This window comes from Deltaproteobacteria bacterium (assembly GCA_029858205.1).
In the GTDB taxonomy this organism is placed as follows: Bacteria; Desulfobacterota; GWC2-55-46; order GWC2-55-46; family DRQE01; genus JAOUFM01.
Window position 1 is genome coordinate 173,408 of the sequence record JAOUFM010000004.1, and the last position, 21,419, is coordinate 194,826.

The 21,419-nt window shown below is 51.9% G+C and carries 21 protein-coding genes and 1 tRNA gene; 18 read left to right on the forward strand and 4 right to left on the reverse strand.

Annotation, left to right across the window (positions count from 1 at the left end):
• The first annotated feature begins 3 nt into the window (after positions 1-3).
• From OEV59_04825 to pyrF, 18 genes are all read left to right on the forward strand, one after another.
• On the forward strand, positions 4-1,251 hold the full coding sequence (locus OEV59_04825) for a cyclic nucleotide-binding domain-containing protein (GenBank protein MDH4227062.1): 1,248 nt from the start codon (positions 4-6) through the stop codon (positions 1,249-1,251).
• Positions 1,252-1,254: 3 nt separating this feature from the next.
• The gene (locus OEV59_04830) at positions 1,255-1,944 is read left to right on the forward strand and encodes an ABC transporter ATP-binding protein (protein MDH4227063.1); all 690 of its coding nucleotides are present in this window, start codon (positions 1,255-1,257) and stop codon (positions 1,942-1,944) included.
• Positions 1,945-1,981: 37 nt separating this feature from the next.
• Positions 1,982-4,630, forward strand: a complete 2,649-nt coding sequence (gene bamA, locus OEV59_04835) for an outer membrane protein assembly factor BamA (protein MDH4227064.1) — start codon at positions 1,982-1,984, stop codon at positions 4,628-4,630.
• 23 nt (positions 4,631-4,653) lie between these two features.
• The gene (locus tag OEV59_04840) at positions 4,654-5,187 is read left to right on the forward strand and encodes an OmpH family outer membrane protein (protein MDH4227065.1); all 534 of its coding nucleotides are present in this window, start codon (positions 4,654-4,656) and stop codon (positions 5,185-5,187) included.
• 18 nt (positions 5,188-5,205) lie between these two features.
• The gene (gene lpxD / locus OEV59_04845) at positions 5,206-6,228 is read left to right on the forward strand and encodes a UDP-3-O-(3-hydroxymyristoyl)glucosamine N-acyltransferase (protein MDH4227066.1); all 1,023 of its coding nucleotides are present in this window, start codon (positions 5,206-5,208) and stop codon (positions 6,226-6,228) included.
• 46 nt (positions 6,229-6,274) lie between these two features.
• Positions 6,275-6,733: a 3-hydroxyacyl-ACP dehydratase FabZ gene (gene fabZ, locus OEV59_04850; protein MDH4227067.1), complete on the forward strand. Its 459-nt coding sequence runs from the start codon at positions 6,275-6,277 to the stop codon at positions 6,731-6,733.
• Positions 6,730-7,566 (forward strand): acyl-ACP--UDP-N-acetylglucosamine O-acyltransferase, encoded by an 837-nt coding sequence (gene lpxA / locus OEV59_04855; GenBank protein ID MDH4227068.1) that lies wholly within the window; start codon positions 6,730-6,732, stop codon positions 7,564-7,566. The genes fabZ and lpxA overlap by 4 nt, the downstream gene beginning before the upstream one ends.
• 6 nt (positions 7,567-7,572) lie before the next feature.
• Positions 7,573-8,550 carry a Gfo/Idh/MocA family oxidoreductase gene (locus tag OEV59_04860; GenBank protein MDH4227069.1) on the forward strand — a complete coding sequence of 326 codons (978 nt, stop codon included), beginning with the start codon at positions 7,573-7,575 and terminating at the stop codon, positions 8,548-8,550.
• Between the two features lie 10 nt (positions 8,551-8,560).
• A complete protein-coding gene (gene lpxB, locus OEV59_04865; protein ID MDH4227070.1) occupies positions 8,561-9,700 on the forward strand; it encodes a lipid-A-disaccharide synthase in 1,140 nt (379 codons plus the stop codon).
• 3 nt (positions 9,701-9,703) lie between these two features.
• Positions 9,704-11,470, forward strand: coding sequence for an ABC transporter transmembrane domain-containing protein (locus OEV59_04870; GenBank protein ID MDH4227071.1), 1,767 nt, complete (start codon positions 9,704-9,706; stop codon positions 11,468-11,470).
• A 12-nt stretch (positions 11,471-11,482) separates the two neighbouring features.
• Positions 11,483-12,139, forward strand: coding sequence for a lysophospholipid acyltransferase family protein (locus OEV59_04875; protein ID MDH4227072.1), 657 nt, complete (start codon positions 11,483-11,485; stop codon positions 12,137-12,139).
• Between the two features lie 12 nt (positions 12,140-12,151).
• Positions 12,152-13,444 (forward strand): 3-deoxy-D-manno-octulosonic acid transferase, encoded by a 1,293-nt coding sequence (locus OEV59_04880; protein ID MDH4227073.1) that lies wholly within the window; start codon positions 12,152-12,154, stop codon positions 13,442-13,444.
• A complete protein-coding gene (lpxK, locus tag OEV59_04885; GenBank protein MDH4227074.1) occupies positions 13,434-14,501 on the forward strand; it encodes a tetraacyldisaccharide 4'-kinase in 1,068 nt (355 codons plus the stop codon). Before OEV59_04880 ends, lpxK begins: the two co-directional genes overlap by 11 nt.
• An 83-nt stretch (positions 14,502-14,584) precedes the next feature.
• Positions 14,585-14,681 (forward strand) — tRNA-Sec (locus OEV59_04890).
• A gap of 204 nt (positions 14,682-14,885) precedes the next feature.
• Positions 14,886-15,164, forward strand: a complete 279-nt coding sequence (locus OEV59_04895; protein MDH4227075.1) for a MerR family transcriptional regulator — start codon at positions 14,886-14,888, stop codon at positions 15,162-15,164.
• A 10-nt stretch (positions 15,165-15,174) separates the two neighbouring features.
• Positions 15,175-16,350 (forward strand): KamA family radical SAM protein, encoded by a 1,176-nt coding sequence (locus tag OEV59_04900; GenBank protein ID MDH4227076.1) that lies wholly within the window; start codon positions 15,175-15,177, stop codon positions 16,348-16,350.
• An 80-nt stretch (positions 16,351-16,430) separates the two neighbouring features.
• On the forward strand, positions 16,431-17,000 hold the full coding sequence (gene pyrE, locus OEV59_04905; protein ID MDH4227077.1) for an orotate phosphoribosyltransferase: 570 nt from the start codon (positions 16,431-16,433) through the stop codon (positions 16,998-17,000).
• 1 nt (position 17,001) lies between these two features.
• Positions 17,002-17,745: an orotidine-5'-phosphate decarboxylase gene (gene pyrF, locus OEV59_04910; GenBank protein ID MDH4227078.1), complete on the forward strand. Its 744-nt coding sequence runs from the start codon at positions 17,002-17,004 to the stop codon at positions 17,743-17,745.
• Positions 17,746-17,752: 7 nt separating this feature from the next.
• Here pyrF and ubiG read toward each other — a convergent pair whose 3' ends face one another.
• From ubiG to OEV59_04930, 4 genes are read right to left on the reverse strand one after another with little or no spacing between them, the layout of a single operon-like run.
• Positions 17,753-18,448, reverse strand: coding sequence for a bifunctional 2-polyprenyl-6-hydroxyphenol methylase/3-demethylubiquinol 3-O-methyltransferase UbiG (gene ubiG, locus OEV59_04915; GenBank protein ID MDH4227079.1), 696 nt, complete (start codon positions 18,446-18,448; stop codon positions 17,753-17,755).
• A complete protein-coding gene (locus OEV59_04920) occupies positions 18,448-19,914 on the reverse strand; it encodes a UbiD family decarboxylase (GenBank protein MDH4227080.1) in 1,467 nt (488 codons plus the stop codon). Before OEV59_04920 ends, ubiG begins: the two co-directional genes overlap by 1 nt.
• Before the next feature lie 12 nt (positions 19,915-19,926).
• Positions 19,927-20,805: a 4-hydroxybenzoate octaprenyltransferase gene (gene ubiA, locus OEV59_04925; protein MDH4227081.1), complete on the reverse strand. Its 879-nt coding sequence runs from the start codon at positions 20,803-20,805 to the stop codon at positions 19,927-19,929.
• Position 20,806: 1 nt separating this feature from the next.
• Positions 20,807-21,394, reverse strand: coding sequence for a chorismate pyruvate-lyase family protein (locus tag OEV59_04930; protein MDH4227082.1), 588 nt, complete (start codon positions 21,392-21,394; stop codon positions 20,807-20,809).
• Positions 21,395-21,419: the final 25 nt, after the last annotated feature.

Consider the following 21,419-nt stretch of genomic DNA (forward strand, 5'->3'; position numbering starts at 1 on the left):
ATCATGACGCTTGATAACGACGCTCTTACAAAAATAAAAGACAAGGCCGAAAAGTATTTCTTGAAAGGCAACTTCAAGGACGCCTTCAAGACTTACGACGAAATCCGGACCTACGGCAAGAAAGACCCGCGAATACTGATACGCATCGCAGAGATAGCGAGAAAGATGGAAGATACCAAGGCAGCGGTCGCGGCGTACAAGGAAGCGGCCGACGCGTTCACCAAGCTCGGGTTCATAATCAAGGCCATAGCGGTATCGAAGATAATCATCCAGATAGACCCCTCGGACAAGGAAACGCAAAAACGCCTTGCCGAATCCTACGCCGAATCGACACATCCGGGAGGAAGCGAAATACCGCCGCCTGCCGCAGCTCCTGCCAGGCCGGCAGCCCCTGCAGCAGCGCCTGCGCCCAAACAGGAGATAAAACGCGAGTTCCCGAGAACCCCGCTATTCTCAGATTTCACGCGCGAGGAACTCACCGACGTTGTAAACAAAGTCAAGTTCCGTTCATTCAAAAAAGACGACGACGTAATAAAGTCCGGGGACGAAGGCTCTTCGATATTCATGATAGTGCAGGGCACGCTTGCCGTAATCGCCAAGGACTTTAGCGGCAACGAGATGACGGTCGCCACCCTCGATAAGGACAGCGCCTTCTTCGGCGAATTCGGGTTCTTCTCGAACGCGAAGAGAAAGAACACCGTCAGAGCGCTCGAAGACCTCGAACTCCTGGAGCTTACAAGGGCTGACCTCGACGCCATAATAGCCGCGCGTCCGCGCGTAAGCCAGGTGCTCTTCGACTTCTACAAGGAGCGCGTTGTCGAGAACCTCCTTGCCAGATCCCCGATATTCAATGTCGTAAACGAAAAGGACCGCAAGAGCTATTTAAAGGAACTCGAGCTCAGAAAATTCCACAACGGCGACTATGTCTGCAAGCAGGGCGAAAAAGGCGATGAAATGTTTTTGATAAAGAGCGGGCACGTCGGCGTGTGGATACAGGAAGGCAGTAACAAAAAAACGCTCGGCGAACTTTCCGAAGGCGACTTTATCGGAGAAATCGCGCTTGCGACCTCGAAGCCGCGCATCGCCAACGTCACGGCCATCGGCGAGGTCGAGGTACTGACCTTTACGCGTAACATCCTCAAATCCATGCTCGAAACATATCCGGCCATAAGAACCGCCTTTGAGGGCTTAATAAAAGAAAGGGTCACGGAGGCCATGAAGGCCAAGCAGGACGCCTCCGCAATGATATAGGGAATGCCGGGCATAAAGATAACCGGACTTAAAAAGACCTACGGAAACGGCAGAGAAGCGCTCGATGTCCTTAAGGGAATAGACGTGGAGTTTTTCGAGGCCGACACCGTTGCGCTGGTTGGCGCCTCGGGCGCTGGAAAATCCACGTTCTTAAACCTGCTCGGCGCTCTAGACAGACCATGCAGCGGCAAGGTCGAATACGGCGATACGGCTGTCTTCGATTTGAGCGACACAGCTCTTGCTGCATTTAGAAACTCGACCGTGGGCTTCGTGTTCCAATTCCACCATCTCCTGCCGGAATTCACGGCAATGGAGAACGTGATGCTGCCGGCACTTATAAACGGACAAAACAAGGCCGCGGCCAAAGAGCGCGCAAAAGAGCTTCTGGGCTCGGTCGGGCTTTCGAAAAGGCTCACGCACAGGCCGGGAGAGCTTTCGGGCGGGGAGCAGCAGCGCTGCTCCATAGTTAGGGCCCTCATGCAGCGCCCGAAGGTGGTGCTTGCCGACGAGCCTACCGGCAACCTGGACACCAGGACAGGCGACTCGGTCTTCGAAGTGCTTCTTAAGCTCAACGCGGCCGAGAAAACAACGCTCATCGTAGCAACGCATAACGAAGCGCTAGCTTCGAAGATGTCGAGGAAGCTGGAAATGATAGACGGAAAAATACACGAAAGGACGCTTTTAAAGGCTTAGCGTGTACATGTTCCGGTCTTTAGTTATCTTTGTTATTATGCTGGCGGCCCTGCTCTACGTAGCACAGGCCGTAGCCGACGACAAACGAGTATTCGGGGTGGTACTGATGCCGCTCGAAATGCACTCGACCACGGATATCTCCGGCGAACGAAGAGCGCTCATGGAGGCCGTTGCCAACGGGCTCTACGAGAACGGCGCCGAAATAAAAGGCCTTGATACCCTAAGGTCCATGTACGAGACCGGGCAGAAGACGTTTGACGAAGAGTCCGGTGTAACGCTTGCAAAATCCCAGGGGGCGGAGTTCGCCGTGGTCGGCGCTCTCGCGCTGCTTGGCAACACGTATACCGCAAACTGGAGGATAGTGGACGCAAAAAGCGGCACGCTCGTATATTTCTTCAACATAACCGCCGGCAGCGCCCAGGAGCTTTCCGAAAAGACCAAAGAGGCCTCGACCCTGATATTCGACAGAATGAAGGCCGCGCTGTACGCAAAACCCGCGGACAAAGAGGTCAATATCGCGCTAATTACCGTTTCCGGAAACGAGCGCGTCGACCAAACGGCCGTGCTGAAAAAGATAAAGAGCAAAACCGGCGCCCCGTACATGGAGGACGACGTGAACGACGACATACGCTCGATATACTCGATGGGCTATTTCGACGACATCGCCGTCGAACTAAGGCCGTCGCAAGGCGGACTCGAACTCGCCTTTCTCTTGAAGGAAAAACCGACGATAATCGGCATTAGCGTCTCAGGCAACAGCGAGATAAAAGACGAAAAAATGCAGGAACTGCTAACCGTCAAGCCTTCCTCCATACTGAACAAGACCGAGGTCAAGGAAACGGCCGAGAGAATAAAATACGCCTACGAGCAAAAAGGGTTTTATCTCACCGAGGTAACGCCGACAATCACGATAGAAGACAACGGCGCCCAGATAACCTTCAAGGTTAACGAAGGGCCGCAGGTAAAGGTGCGCAGCATTACATTCATCGGTAACGAGAAGTTTTCCGCAAGAAAACTCAAGAAGAAGATGAAAACCAAGAGAAAAGGGTTCTTCTCATTTATCACCGACTCGGGCAACTTCGACCACTTCACCTTCGACGAGGACATATACTCGCTTCAGAGTTTCTACCTCGACAACGGCCACATAAACAACGCCGTGCTCGGGCAAACCGTGCTGCTAAGCGAAGACAAACGCTGGTTCGACATCACCATCGTCGTTTCCGAAGGAGAGCGTTACTCGATTGGCGACATATCCTTTGCCGGCGACGTCATAACGACCTTCGAAGAGCTATTCGACAAACTCAAGATAGAAAAGGGCGACGTCTATAACCGCTCCAAGCTCACGCAGAGCATCGACGGGCTCGAAGACCTGTACGGCGACAAGGGCTATGCCTACGTGGACATATTCCCGAAGACCAAGATCAGCGAGGAAAACAAGAACGTAGACATAACCTTCGACATAACGAAGAACGAGCTTGTGTACATCGAAAGAGTGGACATACGCGGCAACACCAAGACCAAGGACAAGGTAATACGCCGCGAGGTGGAGCTTGCCGAAGGCGACCTTTACTCGTACACGGCGTTCAAGAGCAGCAAAAACAATCTGCGGCGCCTCGGGTACTTCGAGGACGTAAAGCTCGCCAAGAGCGAAGGCAGCGGCCCGAACAAAATGAAACTCGACGTAGAGGTAAAGGAACAGCCTACCGGACAGGTAACCTTCGGCCTCGGCTACAGTTCCTCGGACAAGCTCACGGCCACGGGTTCCATATCACAGGACAATTTCTACGGCACAGGCTTAAAGCTTGGGCTCTCGGCAACGCTTAGCGCAACGAGCTCTAACTACGTCTTTAGCGTGACCGAACCGTGGCTGTTTGACAAGCCCCTTAGCGCAGGCTTCGACGTCTACAACAGCTCGCGCGAATACGGCGACTTTAGCGAACATAAAAAAGGTTTCGACGTACGCCTTGGTTTTCCGCTCTACAAGCGCGTGCTTCGCGGATACGTCACCTACCGCCTGGAAGACGTCTGGATAAACGACGTCTCGCCAACGGCCTCGCAAAGCCTGCTTGGCATACTCGATGACTCGCGGCTTAGCAGCATGAACTTCACGGTGGCCTACGACACGCGCGACGATTTCTATTTTCCGCGCGAAGGCGCCAACGCATGGGCCTCGGTCGAAGTGGCCGGCGGGCCCCTTGGCGGCACGACCTACTTTACCAAATACGAGACCTCGGGTATCAAATACTTTCCCCTGCCGCTCGAGACAGCCGTATCCATACGCAGCACGTTCGGATACGTAGACGACTTCGGTGGCAAGGAAATTCCCATAAACGAACGGTATTTTCTCGGCGGCATGAACTCGGTGCGCGGATTCGAATCCAGCTCTCTTGGCCCGAAGGACCCGGTAACGGGCTACGAGTACGGCGGCATAACCAAGGCCGTTTTAAACATCGAATTCCTATTTCCGCTCATCACCGAACAGCGCGTAAAGGGCGTCTTGTTCTTCGATGCCGGAAACGCCTTCGACGGCCCGATAGACCTGGGGAACTTGAGAAAAGGCGCAGGCATAGGGCTTCGGTGGTTCTCTCCCATGGGCCCGCTAAGGCTCGAATGGGGACAAAACTTATTCAACAAAACGGGCGAGCGCAAATCAATGCTCGAATTTACCATAGGCGGAATGTTCTAAACACACAAAGGAGGAAATACAAAATGAAAAAAATGTCGGTATTCGTAATTGCTCTGTGCGCGGCGGTCTTTTTCTTTGCCGCAACACCGGGCACGGCAGATGCAAAGGAACCAAAGATAGCCATCGTAAACCTTGTAAAGGCCCTTAACGAAAGTGATGCCGGAATAAAGGCGAAAGAAGAGCTTAAGGGACAATACGATGCGAGAAACAAGGAACTCCAGAGCAAGGAAGAAGAACTCAAAAAGCTCAAGGAAGAGTACGACCAGAAGGCAAAGGTATGGAAAGCGGATGTCAAGGCTGCCAAAGAAAAAGAGCTTCGCGACAAGAGCATGGCCCTCGAAGAACAGCTTCGCAGATACAGCGACGAAATAAACAGAAGCAAGACCGAGCGCGAGAACGCCATTCTCATGGATATGAAGGAAGTCATCGAAAAGACCGCGAAGGAAGAAGGCTACGATTTCATATTCGATTCCTCGCTCGGCAATATTCCGTATTTCCAGAAATCGGCGGATATAACGGATAAGATAGTAAGCGACCTGAACAAAAAGAGGAAATAAGGCGCCGCACCCGATACGATGACGCTCAAGGAACTGGCAACAGCCATAGGTGCGCGGCTCCACGGCGACCCGGATACGAAGATACGCGGCGTTGCCGGCCTCGAAGAGGCTGGCAACGAAGAGATTTCGTTCGTCTCGAACCCGCGCTATCTAAGGCTCCTCGACTCGACCAAGGCGGCTGCCGCGATAGTTGCCGAAGGCACAGAGGCTTTGGCAGGGAAAAACCTGCTCTTTGCAAAAGACCCGTACCTTGCCTTTGCAAAAGCGCTCGCAGTGTTCAACCCCCCGTGCCATCCAAAGGCAGGCACGCACGAAAGCGCCGTAATAGATAAAGCCTCCGTCATCGGAAAGAACGTTTCAATCGGCGCGCACGTCGTAATAGAAGAAAACGTTTTCGTCGGCGACAACACGGTAATCTATCCAGGTGTATATATAGGAAGAAATTCAAATATCGGCGAATCCACGCTGATATATTCAAATGTCTCCGTACGCGAAGCATCCAAAATCGGCAAACGCGTCATCATACACTGCGGCAGCGTCATCGGAAGCGACGGCTTCGGCTTTGCAAAGGACTCAAAGGGCATGTTCAAGGTGCCACAGACAGGGAACGTGGTAATAGGCGACGACGTCGAGATAGGCGCGTGCGTTACAATAGACCGCGCAACCCTCGGCTCAACGGTCATAGGCAGCGGCACAAAGATAGACAACCTTGTGCAGATAGCGCACAACGTAAAAATAGGCGAAAACTCCATACTGGTTGCGCAGGTCGGCATATCGGGCTCGACAAAGATAGGCAACCGCGTCACCATAGCCGGGCAAAGCGGCGTTGCCGGCCATATATCCGTGGCAGACGACACGACTATCGGCGCAAAATCGGGCGTTACCGGCATTATAAAGGAAAAAGGCACCTACACCGGCTACCCGGCCATACCGCATAAGGAATGGCTCGTATTGCAGGGCACCATGGCGCGCCTTCCGGAACTGAAAAAGAAAATAAAAGAACTCGAGGCGCGGATAAAAGAGCTCGAAGGGAAAAAATAATTTCCGCCTTTTATAAAATTTTAAAAAAACAGCAAGGAGGTACAAGATGACTGAAGCAAAGCCCCCCTGTGTCGTGGACATAAACGAAATTCTAAAGATGCTGCCGCACCGCTACCCGTTTCTCCTGATAGACAAGATAATCGAGTTCGAGGCCGGGAAAAAAGCGGTCGGCGTAAAGAACGTGACCATAAACGAGCCGTTTTTCCAGGGACACTTCCCTGGGCATCCGATAATGCCGGGGGTCCTGATAATAGAGGCCATGGCGCAGGTCGGCGGCATACTGGCGTTCAAATCGGCAAACGTAGCCGACAAACTCGTGTACTTCATGGGCATAGACGGCGCAAGGTTTAGAAAGCCGGTGCTTCCGGGCGACGTGCTAACAATAACCCTTGAAGTCAAAAAATGCCGCGGCAACATCTGGACCTTCGGCGCCGAGGCGCACGTAGAGGGCAAGCTCGTTGCAAACGCGGAACTCATGGCAACCATAATGGAGAGAGAAAAATGAGCGGAAACAAAACCCAGGGCGTAACGATACATCCGACAGCTATAGTACACCCGTCCGCTGAATTCGACACAGGCGTTGAAATTGGCGCATACAGCATGGTCGGCGAGGACGTAAAGATAGGCAAAGATACCTGGATAGGGCCGCATGTGGTCATAGGCGACAGAACTACACTCGGCGCGAAATGCCGCGTGTTCCAGTTCGCATCGGTCGGCGCCCCGCCCCAGGACCTCGCGTACAAGGGCGAAAAAACTTCCACAATCATCGGCGACTCTAACACCATACGCGAGTTCGTCACCATACACAGGGGCACGGCAAAGGACAAGGGTTTGACAAGCTGCGGCAACAATAACCTCTTCATGAACTACGTGCACGTTGCGCACGATTGCATGGTAGGCAGTAACATCGTCTTTGCAAATGCCGCGACCCTTGCCGGCCACGTAAGCGTGGATAACCACGCCATAGTCGGCGGCCTCGTGGCCATACACCAGTTCGTGAGAATAGGCGCGTACTGCATAATCGGCGGCGCCTCTGCCGTGAGTAAGGACATCCCGCCCTATGTCATGGCAGTCGGCAACAGGGCCACACTCCACGGCTTGAATAAAATCGGGCTTCGCAGGCAAGGGTTCTCGAAAACAGAGATAGACGAGATAAAGAAGTCCTACGCAACCCTTTTTAAATCTTCTTTGCCGCTAAGGGAGGCCGTTACCAAACTCAAGGCCGAAATGCCCGACTCCGTGCACGCGAAACGCTACACGGACTTTATCGAAGGCTCGAAGCGCGGCGTTGCAAAGGAACGCTCCCATAAAGGCGCAGTAACCGAGATGGAGGATTAACCAACGATGTCCGGAAACAAAAAAATAAAGACCGGCGTTGTCGGCACAGGATATCTCGGCAGGTTCCACGCGCAAAAATATGCAGCGCTTGAGAACTCCGAGCTTATCGGCGTCTTCGATCTGGACAGTGAAAAGTGCGCTTCCGTTGCCGCAGAGACCAATTCCACCCCGCTCTCGGCTTATTCTGAGCTTTTTGGCAAGGCCGAGGCCGTAAGCATCGTAACGCCTACAAAAACGCACCATAAGGTGGCAAAGGAATTCCTCGAGCGCGGAATACACGTGCTGCTTGAAAAACCCATGACCGTCACGCTCGAAGAAGCGGACGATCTTATCGAGACGTCGAATAAATCAGGGGCAATTCTCCAGATAGGCCATCTCGAACGCTTCAACCCCGCGGTCCTTGCGCTAAAAGACCGGGTAACAGAACCTCTTTTCATAGAGGCGCACAGGCTTTCGCAATTTTCGCCGCGCGCCCTCGACGTGGACGTGGTGCTCGATCTGATGATACACGACATCGACATAATAATGAACTTTGTAAAGTCCGAAATCGAATCCGTGGAAGCGGCAGGCATACCGGTGATATCTGGCAAGGTCGACATAGCGAACGCTCGCATTACATTCAAGAACGGCTGTGTTGCCAATATCACGGCAAGCCGCATCTCCAAGGACAGAATGCGCAGAACCAGAATATTCCAGCGCGATACGTACATCGCAATCGACTACGCCACCCAGAAAATCGAGCTCCTCGCCTTAAAACGCGGCACCGGGCCGATGCCGGAAATAGTCGAAGAAAAACTCGACATCGAAAAAGGCGATTCACTCCTCGAGGAGATAAAGTCGTTTTTAAACTGTGTAGCCACAAAGACCGCGCCGCTTGTTGGCGCAAAAGACGGAAAGCGCGCGCTGCAGGTAGCAGCGCTTGTGCAAGAAAAAACAGAGCAGTCTCTTCAAAAAGCGGCGGGCCGCTTGAAAACGCTGTCTTAAACGGCAACTCATGGAGAAAAAACTCCTTATCGTAAGCGGCGAGGCCTCCGGCGATCTGCACGGAAGCGCGCTCATAAAGGAAATCAAGCGCCTGGCCCCGGATGCCGTCATAAAGGGCATGGGCGGCCCCAGGATGCTTGAGGCCGGGCTTTTGGGAATGGATTCGTCGAAAATAGCGGTCGTCGGGATATTCGAGGTATTAAAAAAATTCCCGGCCATAAAAAGCGCATTTAACGCGCTTGAACGCATGCTCGACTCCGAAAGGTTCGACTGCGTTGTTCTTATAGATTATCCCGACTTCAATCTGCGTTTCGCAAAGAAGGCGAAGAAACGCGGAATAAAGATAGTCTACTACATAAGCCCTCAGATCTGGGCCTGGCGCAAATCCAGGATTAACTATATCGCAAAGACAGTGGATAAAATGCTCGTGATTCTGCCGTTTGAAAAAGAACTGTATTCCAAGACCGGGCTTGATGTCGAGTACGTGGGACATCCGTTGACCGAAATAGCCGTATGCCGCCTTTCAAAGGAAGAAGCCAGGGAAGCGCTTGGCATTAAAAAAGACGAACTGCTTGTTACCCTGCTCCCAGGCAGCAGGACCGAGGAAATAGAACGGCTACTTGGGCCCATGAACGAGGCAATAAAAGTCCTCTCCAAAAGACTAGGCAGGCCCGTAAGGGCCGTACTTGCCGCGGCAGACAGTGTGTCGGATGAGCTTATAGACCGCGCGTCCGGCGAGACACGTAACTTTGTTGTCGTAAGAGGCAAAACATATGAGGCGCTGCGTGCAGCCGACTCGGCGGTGGTTGCCTCGGGCACGGCAACGCTCGAAACAGCGCTTCTTGGCACTCCAATGGTGATAGTATACAGGCTTTCGCCGCTCTCTTATCACATAGGTAAGCTCCTCATAGACTTAACGCATATCGGGCTGCCAAATATCATAGCTGGCGAAGAAGTGGTGCCGGAGCTTATACAAAACGCTGTAACGCCCGAAAACATCGCGCACGAACTGACGAGGCTCCTTACTGACAAGGCGGCGCAAAAACACGTTATGGACGGTTACGCAGCCATACGCAAAAAACTCGACAAGAGCTTTGCGCCGGAAAACGCGGCAAGGGCCGTCTTAAAAACAGCGGGCATGGCTATATAAATTATGAAACTCTATTTCAGGCTTTTACGCTACATATATCCCTACTGGCATGTCGTGCTCATAGCGATTTTGAGCATGCTCGCCTATGCAGGCATGAACAGCATGCTCGCCTTCCTTTTTGGCCCGGCAATAAAGGTGCTGTTTGTCCCTGATGCCAGCGACATCAAGCTTCTGCCCTTTGATATCGTCACCCTAAAGCCCGAGAACGCCATTTCGTTCGTAATCTGGAGCATCCTTATAGTTGCTGCCATAAAGGGTATAACCTCCTATATAAACAACTTCTGCCTTGGGTACGTAGCGCAAAGAATAATACACGACATAAGAAACGACCTTTTCCGCCATATTCTTAAACTTCCGCAGAGCTACTTCACGGCAAACGCCTCCGGCATTATAGCCTCGCGCGTTACCGGCGACGTTGCGCTCATCCAGAAGCTCGCGACCGACACGGTCATAACGTCGTTAAAGCACTTTTTTACGCTCTTTGCCCTTATCGGCGTGGTGTTCATGCTCGACTGGAAGCTCGCGCTTATTTCGTTCTTCGCCTTTCCGCTCACCATATTCCCGGCGATAGAGCTCGGCAAGCGCATACGCAGGTTCACGTACAAAGGCCAGGCCTCCATCGCCACGATGCTGTCTCTCTTGCACGAGGCGTTCTCGGGCATAAGGATAATAAAGGCCTTCGGCTCCTACAACTACGAAAGCAACCGCTTCGAAATAACGAACGCGCACTTCACAAAGCAGCTTTTAAAGACGGTGCGGATCCGCGCCCTGAACACGCCCCTTATGGAGACCATAGCCGCGTTTGCGATAGCAATCACCATATACTACGCGCATAACCGCATAACGGATAATTCCCTTGCGCCGGAGCACGTCATATCGTTTTTCGGCGCGCTTGTCATGCTCTACCAGCCGATAAAGGCCCTTAACGGAATAAACCTGAACATACAGCAGGGCATGGCAGCGGCGGAGCGCGTCTTCGAGGTCTTTGATACAAAGACAGAGCCCGATGGCGGCGAAGGAACAAAATCTCTCTCTGATTTCAGGAATTCGATAAAATTCGAAAATATAATTTTCTCTTATAACGAAAAACCCGTGCTAAACGGCGTGAACATCGAGGTAAAAAAGGGCGAAAAGGTAGCAATTGTCGGCTCGAGCGGTTCGGGCAAATCAACACTTGTGTCGCTTTTACCCAGGTTCTACGACCCGCAACGCGGCGCGATAATCATAGACGGCGTGGACACGCGCGAATACACCCTTGAATCCCTAAGATCCCGCATGGCCCTCATATCGCAGGACATCATACTTTTCGACGATTCTGTCGAGAGAAACATCGCCTACGGCGACACATCCAAAACCAAGGCCGAAATAGAAGCGGCGGCGGCAGCGGCCAATGCGCGCGAATTCATTGCCAGATTGCCGGACGGATATAATACCGTCATAGGAGAGCGCGGCATAAGGCTCTCTGGCGGAGAAAAACAGCGCATCTCGATTGCAAGGGCCATCCTGAAGGACGCGCCCATTCTTATAATGGACGAGGCAACGTCGTCGCTCGATACCGAGTCCGAACAGCTCGTGCAACGAGGCATCGACAATCTCATGACCGGAAGAACGGCCGTCATCATAGCCCACAGGCTCTCGACGGTGCAAAACGCCGACCGCATAGTGGTTCTAAAGAACGGAACTGTCGTAGAGAGCGGCCGCCACGAAGAGCTTCTTAAACTAAACGGCGAGTACTCGCGGCTTCACTCCGTACAGTTTAAAGACAGCTAAGGTGAGCGCCGGATGGCCGTTAAACTCAAACATCGCATTGCCGCAGCCGTTGTGCCGTTTGTCGCCGGTTTACTGATACGGTTTCTCCATCTCACGATGCGCATAGAGCGCGTGAATTTTTCGGGGCTTAAAGAACGCCTTGACTCCGGCGGCCAGATAATACTCGCCTTCTGGCACGGCAGGCTTCTCATGATGCCATACTCGTACCCGGGAAATAAAATTTCGGTCCTCGTAAGCCAGCACCGCGATGGAGAGCTTATCGCAAGAACAGTTGCGAAATTCGGCATCGGCTGCATACGGGGCTCGACGACCCGCGGGTGGATGGCAGGGGTAAAGGGTATTTTCAAGGCCATAAAGGACGGCCGCGACATAGCCATAACCCCGGACGGCCCAAAGGGGCCGCGCGCCAGAGTCCAGGCCGGCGTTGTTCATATCGCGGCAAAAACAGGGCTTCCAATATACCCGGTGACCTTCGATACGCACCAAAGAAAGGTCTTTAATACCTGGGACGGCTTTCTGCTGCCCTGGCCCTTTACAAAAGGTGTTTTTCTCTACGCAGACCCTATGACAATACCGAAAGACGCCGATGAAGATACCCTCGAGGAAAAGCGCCTTGAGCTTGAAAAGAAAATGAACGACCTGGACGAAGCCGTAAAAAAATATCTTTGATTGCCAGAATAAATGCTCCGGATACTCTACGACATACTGCTTCACGCGGCCTTTGTAGTCACGCTGCCCTACTTTACGTACAAGGCGTTCACCGCCGGCAAGTACAGACAGGGCATCAAGGAACGCTTCGGCTTTATAAGCGAAAAAAAACTCGGCGCCCTGCGTAACTCGAGGTTTGTCTGGATGCATGCGGTAAGTGTCGGAGAGACCAGGGCCGTGCTGCCGCTCCTGAAACTGTTCAAGGAGCGCCATCCGGAGTTTAAAATACTTTTTTCAACGGTCACGATGACCGGCAATGCCGTGGCAAAGACAGAGGGCGCGGCCATCATAGACGTTTTGATATATTATCCTTTTGATTTCTTCTGGGTAATATCGAGGGTGCTTGGCAAGGCGCGGCCCGAGGCCTTTATCGTGGCGGAAAAGGAAATATGGCCCAACATGATCGCCGCGCTAAAATGCCGCAATATACCAATAATGGTCATAAACGGCTCCATTTCGGAAAGGTCGTTTAAACGGTATAAATTTTTCGGATTCTTTTTAAGACGCGCATTCGAATCCCTCTCGCTATTTTCAGCGCAAACCGGGCTCGACGCGCAAAGGGCAATAGAACTTGGCGCCCCTCAAAAAAACACATTTGCCACCGGAAATATAAAGTTCGACATGAAACCAAAGGCCGCCAACCGGGCGCGTGAGGAAGAAATTATGCGCTCTCTTGGCATAGCTGCCGGCGATATCGTGCTTACGGCAGGCAGCACGCATCCGGGCGAGGAAAAACTGATATTGCAGGCCCACGAGACATTGAAGCGCGAATTCCCCGAGCTAAAGCTCATAATCGCGCCGCGCCATCCGGAGAGATTTTCAGAGGTAGCATCGCTCCTTAGCGCAGGCAAAATTCCTTTCGCACGGCGAAGCCGCGGCGTTGGCAGCGAAAAACCCTCTATTTCCCTGCTCGATACGCTTGGAGAGCTTGGGATTGTCTACAGCTTTTCAACAATCGCTTTTGTCGGCGGCTCGCTTGTAAACATCGGCGGACATAACCTGCTTGAGCCGGCGTTTTTTTCAAGACCGGTTATTTTCGGGCCGTACGTAAAAAGCTATAAACAGATGGCAGAGGAGCTTGCCGGCTCCGGCGGGGGCTTTCTTGTAAACACCATCGACGACCTTATTGCCATTGCCGGACAACTGCTTCGCGATAAAGCCCTTTACGACAAGGCCGGCAAGGCAGCACACGACTTTGTCGTTGCCAACTCAGGAACAGCGACAAAGACCCTTGACCTTATGGACAAACTGATAAATGGTAAGTAGGATAATAAAATACGTAGAAGCTTCCTTATATAAAACCAACATCAATCCGCTCTTTGGCGCGGTTTTGCGCGTCCTGTCGTTTTTCTACGGCCTTGGCGTAAGGCTTCGGCTTTTTCTCTATTCATCAGGGATATTAAAGAGCACGCGCGTACCTGTTCCCGTTATCTCCATAGGCAACTTAACGGTTGGCGGAAGCGGCAAAACGCCGCTTACAGTCTACATAGCCTCCCTTTTAAACGGCCGCGGGAAAAAGACCGCTATCCTCACGCGCGGCTACAAGCGAAAGAGCGGCGATATTTGCGTCATAAACAATGCGGACTTGAAAAATCATCTGAAGGAACCGGAACTCTACGGCGACGAACCGCTAACGCTTGCGCTAAGACTAAAGGACACACCTGTAATTATTTCGCCTGACCGCATCGCTAGCGCCAAGCTTGCCGTCAAAAAATATTCTCCGGATGTCTTGCTCTTAGACGACGGTTTTCAGCATCTAAGGCTCGCGCGTAACATTAACTTTGCTCTCTTCGATTCCGCAAGAGGCACAGGCAGCGGCGCTCTTCTTCCGCGCGGCCCGCTAAGGGAGCCTATGAGCTCGCTTCAAAGAGCTGATGCGATAATATTAAAAGGCAGCAGTGATGTGCCTGGCATCGGGTTTGCCGGAAAACCGGTATTTCGTTTTTCGCTAAACCCAACGGCGCTTAAAACCATTGACGGAAAAACTACGGCGCTCGATTACGCAAACGGCAAGCGCGCATTCGTGTTTTCGGCAATATCGAACCCAGCGTCCTTTAGAAAAACAGTTGAATCGCTTGGCGCTACCATCGTAACGTCTCTCTCATACACGGACCATCACTGGTTTAATGCCGAAGATCTTGCCGATATAAAACGCAACGCTTCTGAAGCCGACCTAACTCTCACGACCGAGAAAGACCTCGTGCGCCTTGGCGCGTACGACATTTCAGCGCTTAATATTTTCGCCGTCTCAGTTGACGCCGTGCCTGAAAACAAAACAGCGTTTGACGATTTCATATTCGCTCGTATTTGGCCCGGTAAATAATGTTGCGCCGTTGTTTTAGCCTGTGTTAAAATAACGGTTCTTTGCCGCTATTATCGCCAGGTAATACGCGGTCAAAACGATGCGGAGGGGTAAAGGGTCCGGTGGCCCTGCTGGTCTTCAAAACCGGTTGGCCGTCGCTTTGCGAGGGCTGGAGGGTTCGACTCCCTCACCCTTCCGCCATTTTTTACTGCTGTTGGTAACTCTGTTCCTTTCCTCTTAATTAAGCCGCCAAATTTTTTATTATCAGTAAGTTCCGGACTTATGCACAAAAACTCTTGACAAGTTTTATTTTAATGCTATTATAAATTTAAACTCATAACAAACTTATGCTGCCAATTTGCAACACATACGAGCACTCAAAGCCAGGATAAGAGCACGGCCAAAATGAGAACCCCCGAACTCTTAAGCAAAATAGATATTCCAAGACAAAAACTCTACTACCTTGAGCAAAAGGGGTACATAAATCCAAGCAAGACCGTAATCGGCGAAAAAGAATTCAGGGACTACAACGAAGAAGACATAAAGAAAATAGAGTGCATCTGGAAGTATCTGAAAAAAGGTTTCAAGTACAAGATAGCTTTTGAAAAGGCGATAGAGGAACTCTCGAACCCTCAAATGACGCTGATAAAGAACGATAGCGGCTCCACGAAAACTCAGCGATAGATTATTCATAATGCCGAGATCTTTGTCCTACATACACGAGAACCGAACGCCGGAAAGCGGCGCAGAGCAATTACCTTTAAATAAAATTCTGGACAACCCGCACTCCTTCCCCGATTTCCTCGATTGGAAGTGGCAGATAAAAAACCGCATCACCGACTTCGAAACACTTAGCAGCCTCATAAAGCTCACGCCGGCGGAAAAGGCCGGGTTCAAGAAATCGCAGGGGCGCCTGGCAATGGCCATCACGCCCTATTTTTTCAACTTAATCGACAAAACAAACCCCAACTGCCCAATCAGAAAACAGGCAATACCTAGAATAGAGGAATTCACCGTGTCCCCGGGCGAGCTCGTTGACCCGTGCGGCGAGGATGCACACTCCCCTGTGCCCGGGCTCGTGCACAGGTACCCGGACAGGGTGCTGCTTATCGTAACGGATTCCTGCGCAATGTATTGCCGCTACTGCACGAGAAACAGGATGGTTGGCGAGGAAAAGCCTCCGATGAGCCTCGAGAACTTCGAGGACGCATTCAGATACATCAAATCGCATAAGACCATACGCGACGTGCTCATTTCCGGCGGTGACCCTCTCATGATGACCACAAAGCACCTCGAGTATTATCTTGAGCGGCTAAGGTCCATCAACCACGTCGAGTTCCTAAGGATCGGCACGCGCGTTCCGGTAACGCTTCCCATGCGCGTTGACAAGACCCTCGTTGCCATGCTGAAAAAATACCACCCTCTCTACTTAAGCCTGCATTTCTCGCACCCAAAGGAGATAACCCCGGAGGTAAAGGCGGCCTGCACCCTGCTCGCGGATGCCGGCATACCGCTTGGCAGCCAGACGGTGCTACTTAAGGGCGTAAACGACAAGCCTTCCATAATGAAAAAGCTCACGCACGAGCTTTTAAAGATACGCGTAAGGCCCTATTACCTCTACCAGTGCGACCAGGCGGTCGGCACCTCGCACTTTAGAACGCCTGTGGCCGACGGCATCGAGATAATAGAGAACATGCGCGGCCACACGACCGGGTACGCGGTTCCGACATTCGTAATAGACGCCCCGGGCGGCGGCGGAAAGATTCCCATAGGCCCGGACTATACCATTTCCAACTCAAGGGGCAAGGTAAGGCTAAGAAACTACGAAGGCAAGAACTACGAGTACCTTGACGGAACGTCCGAGGAGTGATACCCTTTTTAAGGGTGGCTACGGGCATCACAACGTAAAACCTTCCCATAAAGCCCAAAAATCAAATAAAGGATTCGACAGTGGCCAACGAAAAACTTCTTAAGCTGCTTTATAGAAATTCGTTCAAATACGACCCAGATAAGGGATTTACCCTCTCTTCCGGAAAGAAAAGCGACATCTACGTGGACGCGAAAAAGACCGTGCTCACGGCCGAGGGAATCGTGCTAACAGGCCAGGCGCTCTATGAAAAGATAAAGAACGACGACGTGCAGGGAATAGGCGGCCTCACTCTCGGCGCAGACCCGCTTGCGTACGCCGCAGCGCTCACAAGCAACATCCAGGGCAAGCCCATGGACGTGTTCATCGTCAGAAAAGAGCCCAAGAAACACGGCACGCAGCGCTGGATAGAAGGCTCCCTTAAAGAGGGCGCCAAAGTCGTTGTCGTCGACGACGTGGTAACGACCGGCGCCTCCACCATAAAGGCAATCGAAGCGGCAAAGGAAGCAGGGTTTGACGTCGTAAAGGCCCTCGTGCTGCTCGACAGAGAAGAGGAAAACGGCAGAACGAGCATAGAAAAATACTGCCCGTTCGAAGCCCTCTTTACAAGAACCGACCTCATGGCAATACGCGAAAAACTCGGCGCGAAATAACGTGGGCAGAGCGCATAACATACAGACCGTGTCTCCGGTAGAAAGAATTATTTTTCCGCTCGATGTGCCAAGCGGCGAAGAGGCTGTGCGCCTTGTTGGGATACTGAAAAATCACGTCGGCGTATATAAGATAGGGCTCGAGCTTTTCGTAAAAGAAGGCCCGTCCATTATCGAGGCGGTCAGGAAAGAATCCCCTTCCTCTAAAATATTTCTCGACATGAAGTTCCACGACATACCTGAAACGGTAAAACGCGCGGAGCGTTCGGCTGTATCGCTTGGCGTGGATTTCATAACCGTGCACTGCGAAGGCGGGGCAGAGCTCCTGAGAGCCGCTGCAAAGGAAGCGGGCAATACGGTAATACTTGGCGTAACTGTGCTTACAAGTTCATCAAGAGAAGACCTCCTTGCAATGGGTATGCGTGAAGAACTCGCTGACCCTGAAAAGCTGGTACTCCATAAAGCAAAGATGGCAAAGGATGCCGGGCTTGGCGGCGTTGTATGCTCAGGGCTCGAGGTTAAAAAGGTAAAGCAGGCCTTTGGCTCGTCGCTTATAACAGTGACCCCGGGCATACGTTTTGCCGACGTAAATGTCGCCTCAGACGACCAGAAAAGAATAGTAACGCCCTTTGACGCCATTCGCGACGGCGCGGACTATATAGTGGTTGGCCGGCCAATCAGGGACGCAAAAGATCCTATCGAGGCTGCTGACAAAGTAAAGACCGAAATAGCAAAAGCCCTCGCCTGATATTCCTCTATTTTCTTCCGTACCCGAGATAATTAACTGACAAATCGTTGGAAAGCTTGAAGGAACGGCTAAGAAGATTAAGGCTTAGGCCTTTTAAGTCCTCGATTGTTACCGAGTTCTCCCTTAAAAGACGCGCAAGCTCCGAAGGCCTGACAAAACGCTCTGTATCGTGCGTGCCCGGAGGAAGAAGCCCGAGTACATCCTCTGCAACAAAACCAACAAGGAACCTTGCCTTTAGCGTCCTGTTGATGGTGCTAAAAAAGAAAAGCCCGCCCTTTGAAAGCGCAGAAGCTGCATCACGGACAAAGACAGGCAAATCATCCACGTGCTCGACAACCTCTGTTACAGACACAATATCGAATGTCCCGGTATTTTCTTTCAGGATACCGGCAATGGAGGCAACACGGTAATCTATCGTAAGCCCGCTTTCCTTTGCGTGTTCCTTTGCAGCATCTATTGACGCGGGCGACAGATCTATGCCCGTGACCTTTGCCCCTGCCTTTGCGTATTCCTCAGAAAGCACGCCGCCGCCGCAGCCTATATCGAGGATTCGTTTTCCCTCAAGGCCGCCGCTTGTTTTATCGGCAACATCCCTGAAATATTCAAACCGCTGACGGTTGATAAGATGAATGGACTTAAGGCGGCCTTTTTCGCCCCACCAATCGTCCTTGGTAAGTGTGCCAAAAACCTCGCTGCCTGCCATTACAGTCCGTAGTCCTTCCATTTGCCGCTAACGAGCTTCACTATCTCCTCGCTCATCTCCATCTTCTCACCCCACTTGCGCTCTGTTTCGGGACGCACCTTGTTTGTCGCGTCTATGCCAAGCTTGCTGCCAAGGCCGTCCTTTGGAGAAGAAAAGTCGAGGTAGTCGATAGGCGTGTCGTCTATAAAGGTGGTATCGCGTCTCGGGTCAACTCTGGTTGCAAGCGCCCATAGGACGTCGTTCCAATTTCTTACGTCTATATCATCGTCGACTACTATTATGTATTTAACGTAGAGAAACTGTTTAAGCACGCCCCAGAGCCCCATCATAATGCGCTTTGCATGTCCTGGGTATTCCTTTTTTATCGAAACAACCGCGATCCTGTACGACACGGCCTCCATCGGAAGCGCAAAATTCACGATTTCAGGAAACGTAAGACGAAGTGTCGGCAGATAGAGGGTGTTTAGCACCGTGCCTATTACAGCATCTTCTTTAGGCGGCCTTCCGGTTATTGTCGTAAGGTAATACGGGTTCTTCCTGTGCGTAATGGCCTTCAAATGAAATACGGGGAATTTTTCCTCGGCGTTATAATAACCGGTATGGTCGCCAAACGGCCCCTCGGTTGCGACGTCGCCGTGGCGTATCTCTCCCTCAAGAACTATCTCAGCTGTTGCAGGGACCTTTAGCGGCACGGTCTTGCAGTCTACAAGCTCTATGGCCTTTTTCCTAAGCACCCCGGCAAATTGGAACTCGCTTACGTCCTCTGGAAGAGGCGTTACCGCTGCTATGGTTGTCGCAGGCTCGCACCCTATGGCAACTGCAACGGGCATGGGCTTGCCGGTCTTTTCCCAGAGCATCTGGTGCTTTGCCCCTCCGCGCTGCTTAAGCCAGCGCATGATGGCCTTATCAGGGCCAAGCACCTGCATCCTGTATACGCCGACATTATAAAGATTATTCTCATTATTTTCCGACGGCGCTTTTGTAATGACAAGCGGCCATGTTATAAGCGGCGCAATATCCTTTGGCCAACACTTTAGGATCGGCAGCTTCGTAAAGTCGGCCTTCGAGCCTTCAAGTATAACCTCCTGGCACGCTCCGCTGCCAACTGTCTTTGGCCCGAGGGTAAGCATCTTTGCAAAGAACGGCAACTTCTTTATCGCCTCCCACATGCCTTCCGGCGGCTTTGGCCTTTGAAGGTAAGCAATGAACTCGCCTATCTCGCCGAACTCGGCCTCTGTAACGCCAAGCCCTGCGGCAACCCTCTCTCTTGTGCCGTAGAGATTGGAAATAACGGGCATGGAGAAACCCTTTACGTTCTCGAAGATAACGGCCGCGCCGCCGCTCTTTACAAGACGGTCGGTTATCTCGGCAATTTCGAGCTCGGTAGATACTTCCGTCTTTATCCTCTTAAGAAGCCCTCTTGATTCGAGCTCCTTTAGAAACTCCCGTAGATCCTCGAAAAGCATCTTGGTTCCTTTCTATAAAGAAACGTGAAAATCGATTATAATTGCAAAAAGTATGAAACCGCCTGCCCACGCATTAGCTATAAAACCGTTGAAAGCTCGTTTTGGCTCGGGATTTTTTCTTATCCCGTATACTATAAAGCAAAGCGCGGCTGTGGTCATTATAACGCCAAGATAATAAACAACGCCAAGCCCTGCAAGAATACCGGCGCCAACAAGACACGCTGCCATCAGAAAATAAAATACATAAAGCGCAGCCCAGACGCGGCTTCCAAAAAATATGGCCGTTGACTTGACCCCGGCCTTTTTATCGTCCTCCATGTCCATCAGAGCATAGATTGTATCATACGCTGTCGAATAAAATATATTAGCAATAAATATCAAAAGTGCCGCTATGGCGATTTCCTCGTGCACTGCCGCCCATGCCATTACAGCGCCCCAGCCAAAGGCCACGCCCAAGACCACCTGCGGGAAAAAACTGATTCTTTTTACAAAGGGATAGACTATCGCAAGGGTAAGCCCCGCTGCCGCTAGTTTTACGGTAAAAAAGTTAAGCCTCAATACCAGAAAAAGCGCGATAAGCGACAAAACAGCGAACACTGCAAGCGATTCCTTTACCCCGAGCCTGCCGTCGGCAACCGGACGCGTCTTCGTGCGCTCGACATGTTTATCTATGTTCCTGTCGGCAACGTCGTTAATCGCGCACCCTGCGCTTCGCATAAGAAATGAGCCAACAAGAAATATCAAGACATGCTCAACAGACGGCCTTCCGGCGGATGCTATGACAAGTGACCACATGGCAGGTAGAGCGAGAAGCGCTGTGCCGTACTGCTTACGAAGCCGTATCAAGTCGGAAACAGCCGTTATTTTTTCCGCTATAGCGCTTGCCTGCATTTTAACCCTTCTCGCCTGGCCTGCCGCCAGAAACGCAGCGCTCCGTAAGCTCCCTTGAAAAGACCTCTGTTACAAATGCGTTTATCTTCGGCCCCTGTGCCCCGGCATTCACGAGCCTGAAACTTCTTGCGTTGAGCGGAGCGCCGTGCATGCCGAGCATCCTTACTTCGTTTTCATCGTCCATGACGCCGCTTTGCATATCGAGCTTTTCATACACAGCCTTTAGAGCCTCAAGGAGCTTCCCAAGCGGCTCGCTCACTGCCCTAAGCGCTTCGACAAGCCCTTTCTCCGTTGCGCTGCAATCAACGAGCGTCAGGGCATAAACAAGCCTTTCTCCCCTGACCTTAAGCCATACCTCGCGCACGAGGATTTTTTCGCCTGTGTTTATATTCAAGGAAGCTGCCGCGTCTTTATCTGCCTCCGAGAAAAACCCCCTTATGAGCTCCGCCTCTACCAAAGCGCCGTAGATACGCTCTATGGCGAGCGTAAGCGAGCCTTCTATTGCAATAAGCCCGGCTTTGGCAGCTTCGACGCCTCCGGCACCTGCCGCATGTACCGGCAGTTTAGAGCGTTTTTGAACTATCTTCATTTTATGAAAATAACACAGCTTTGGC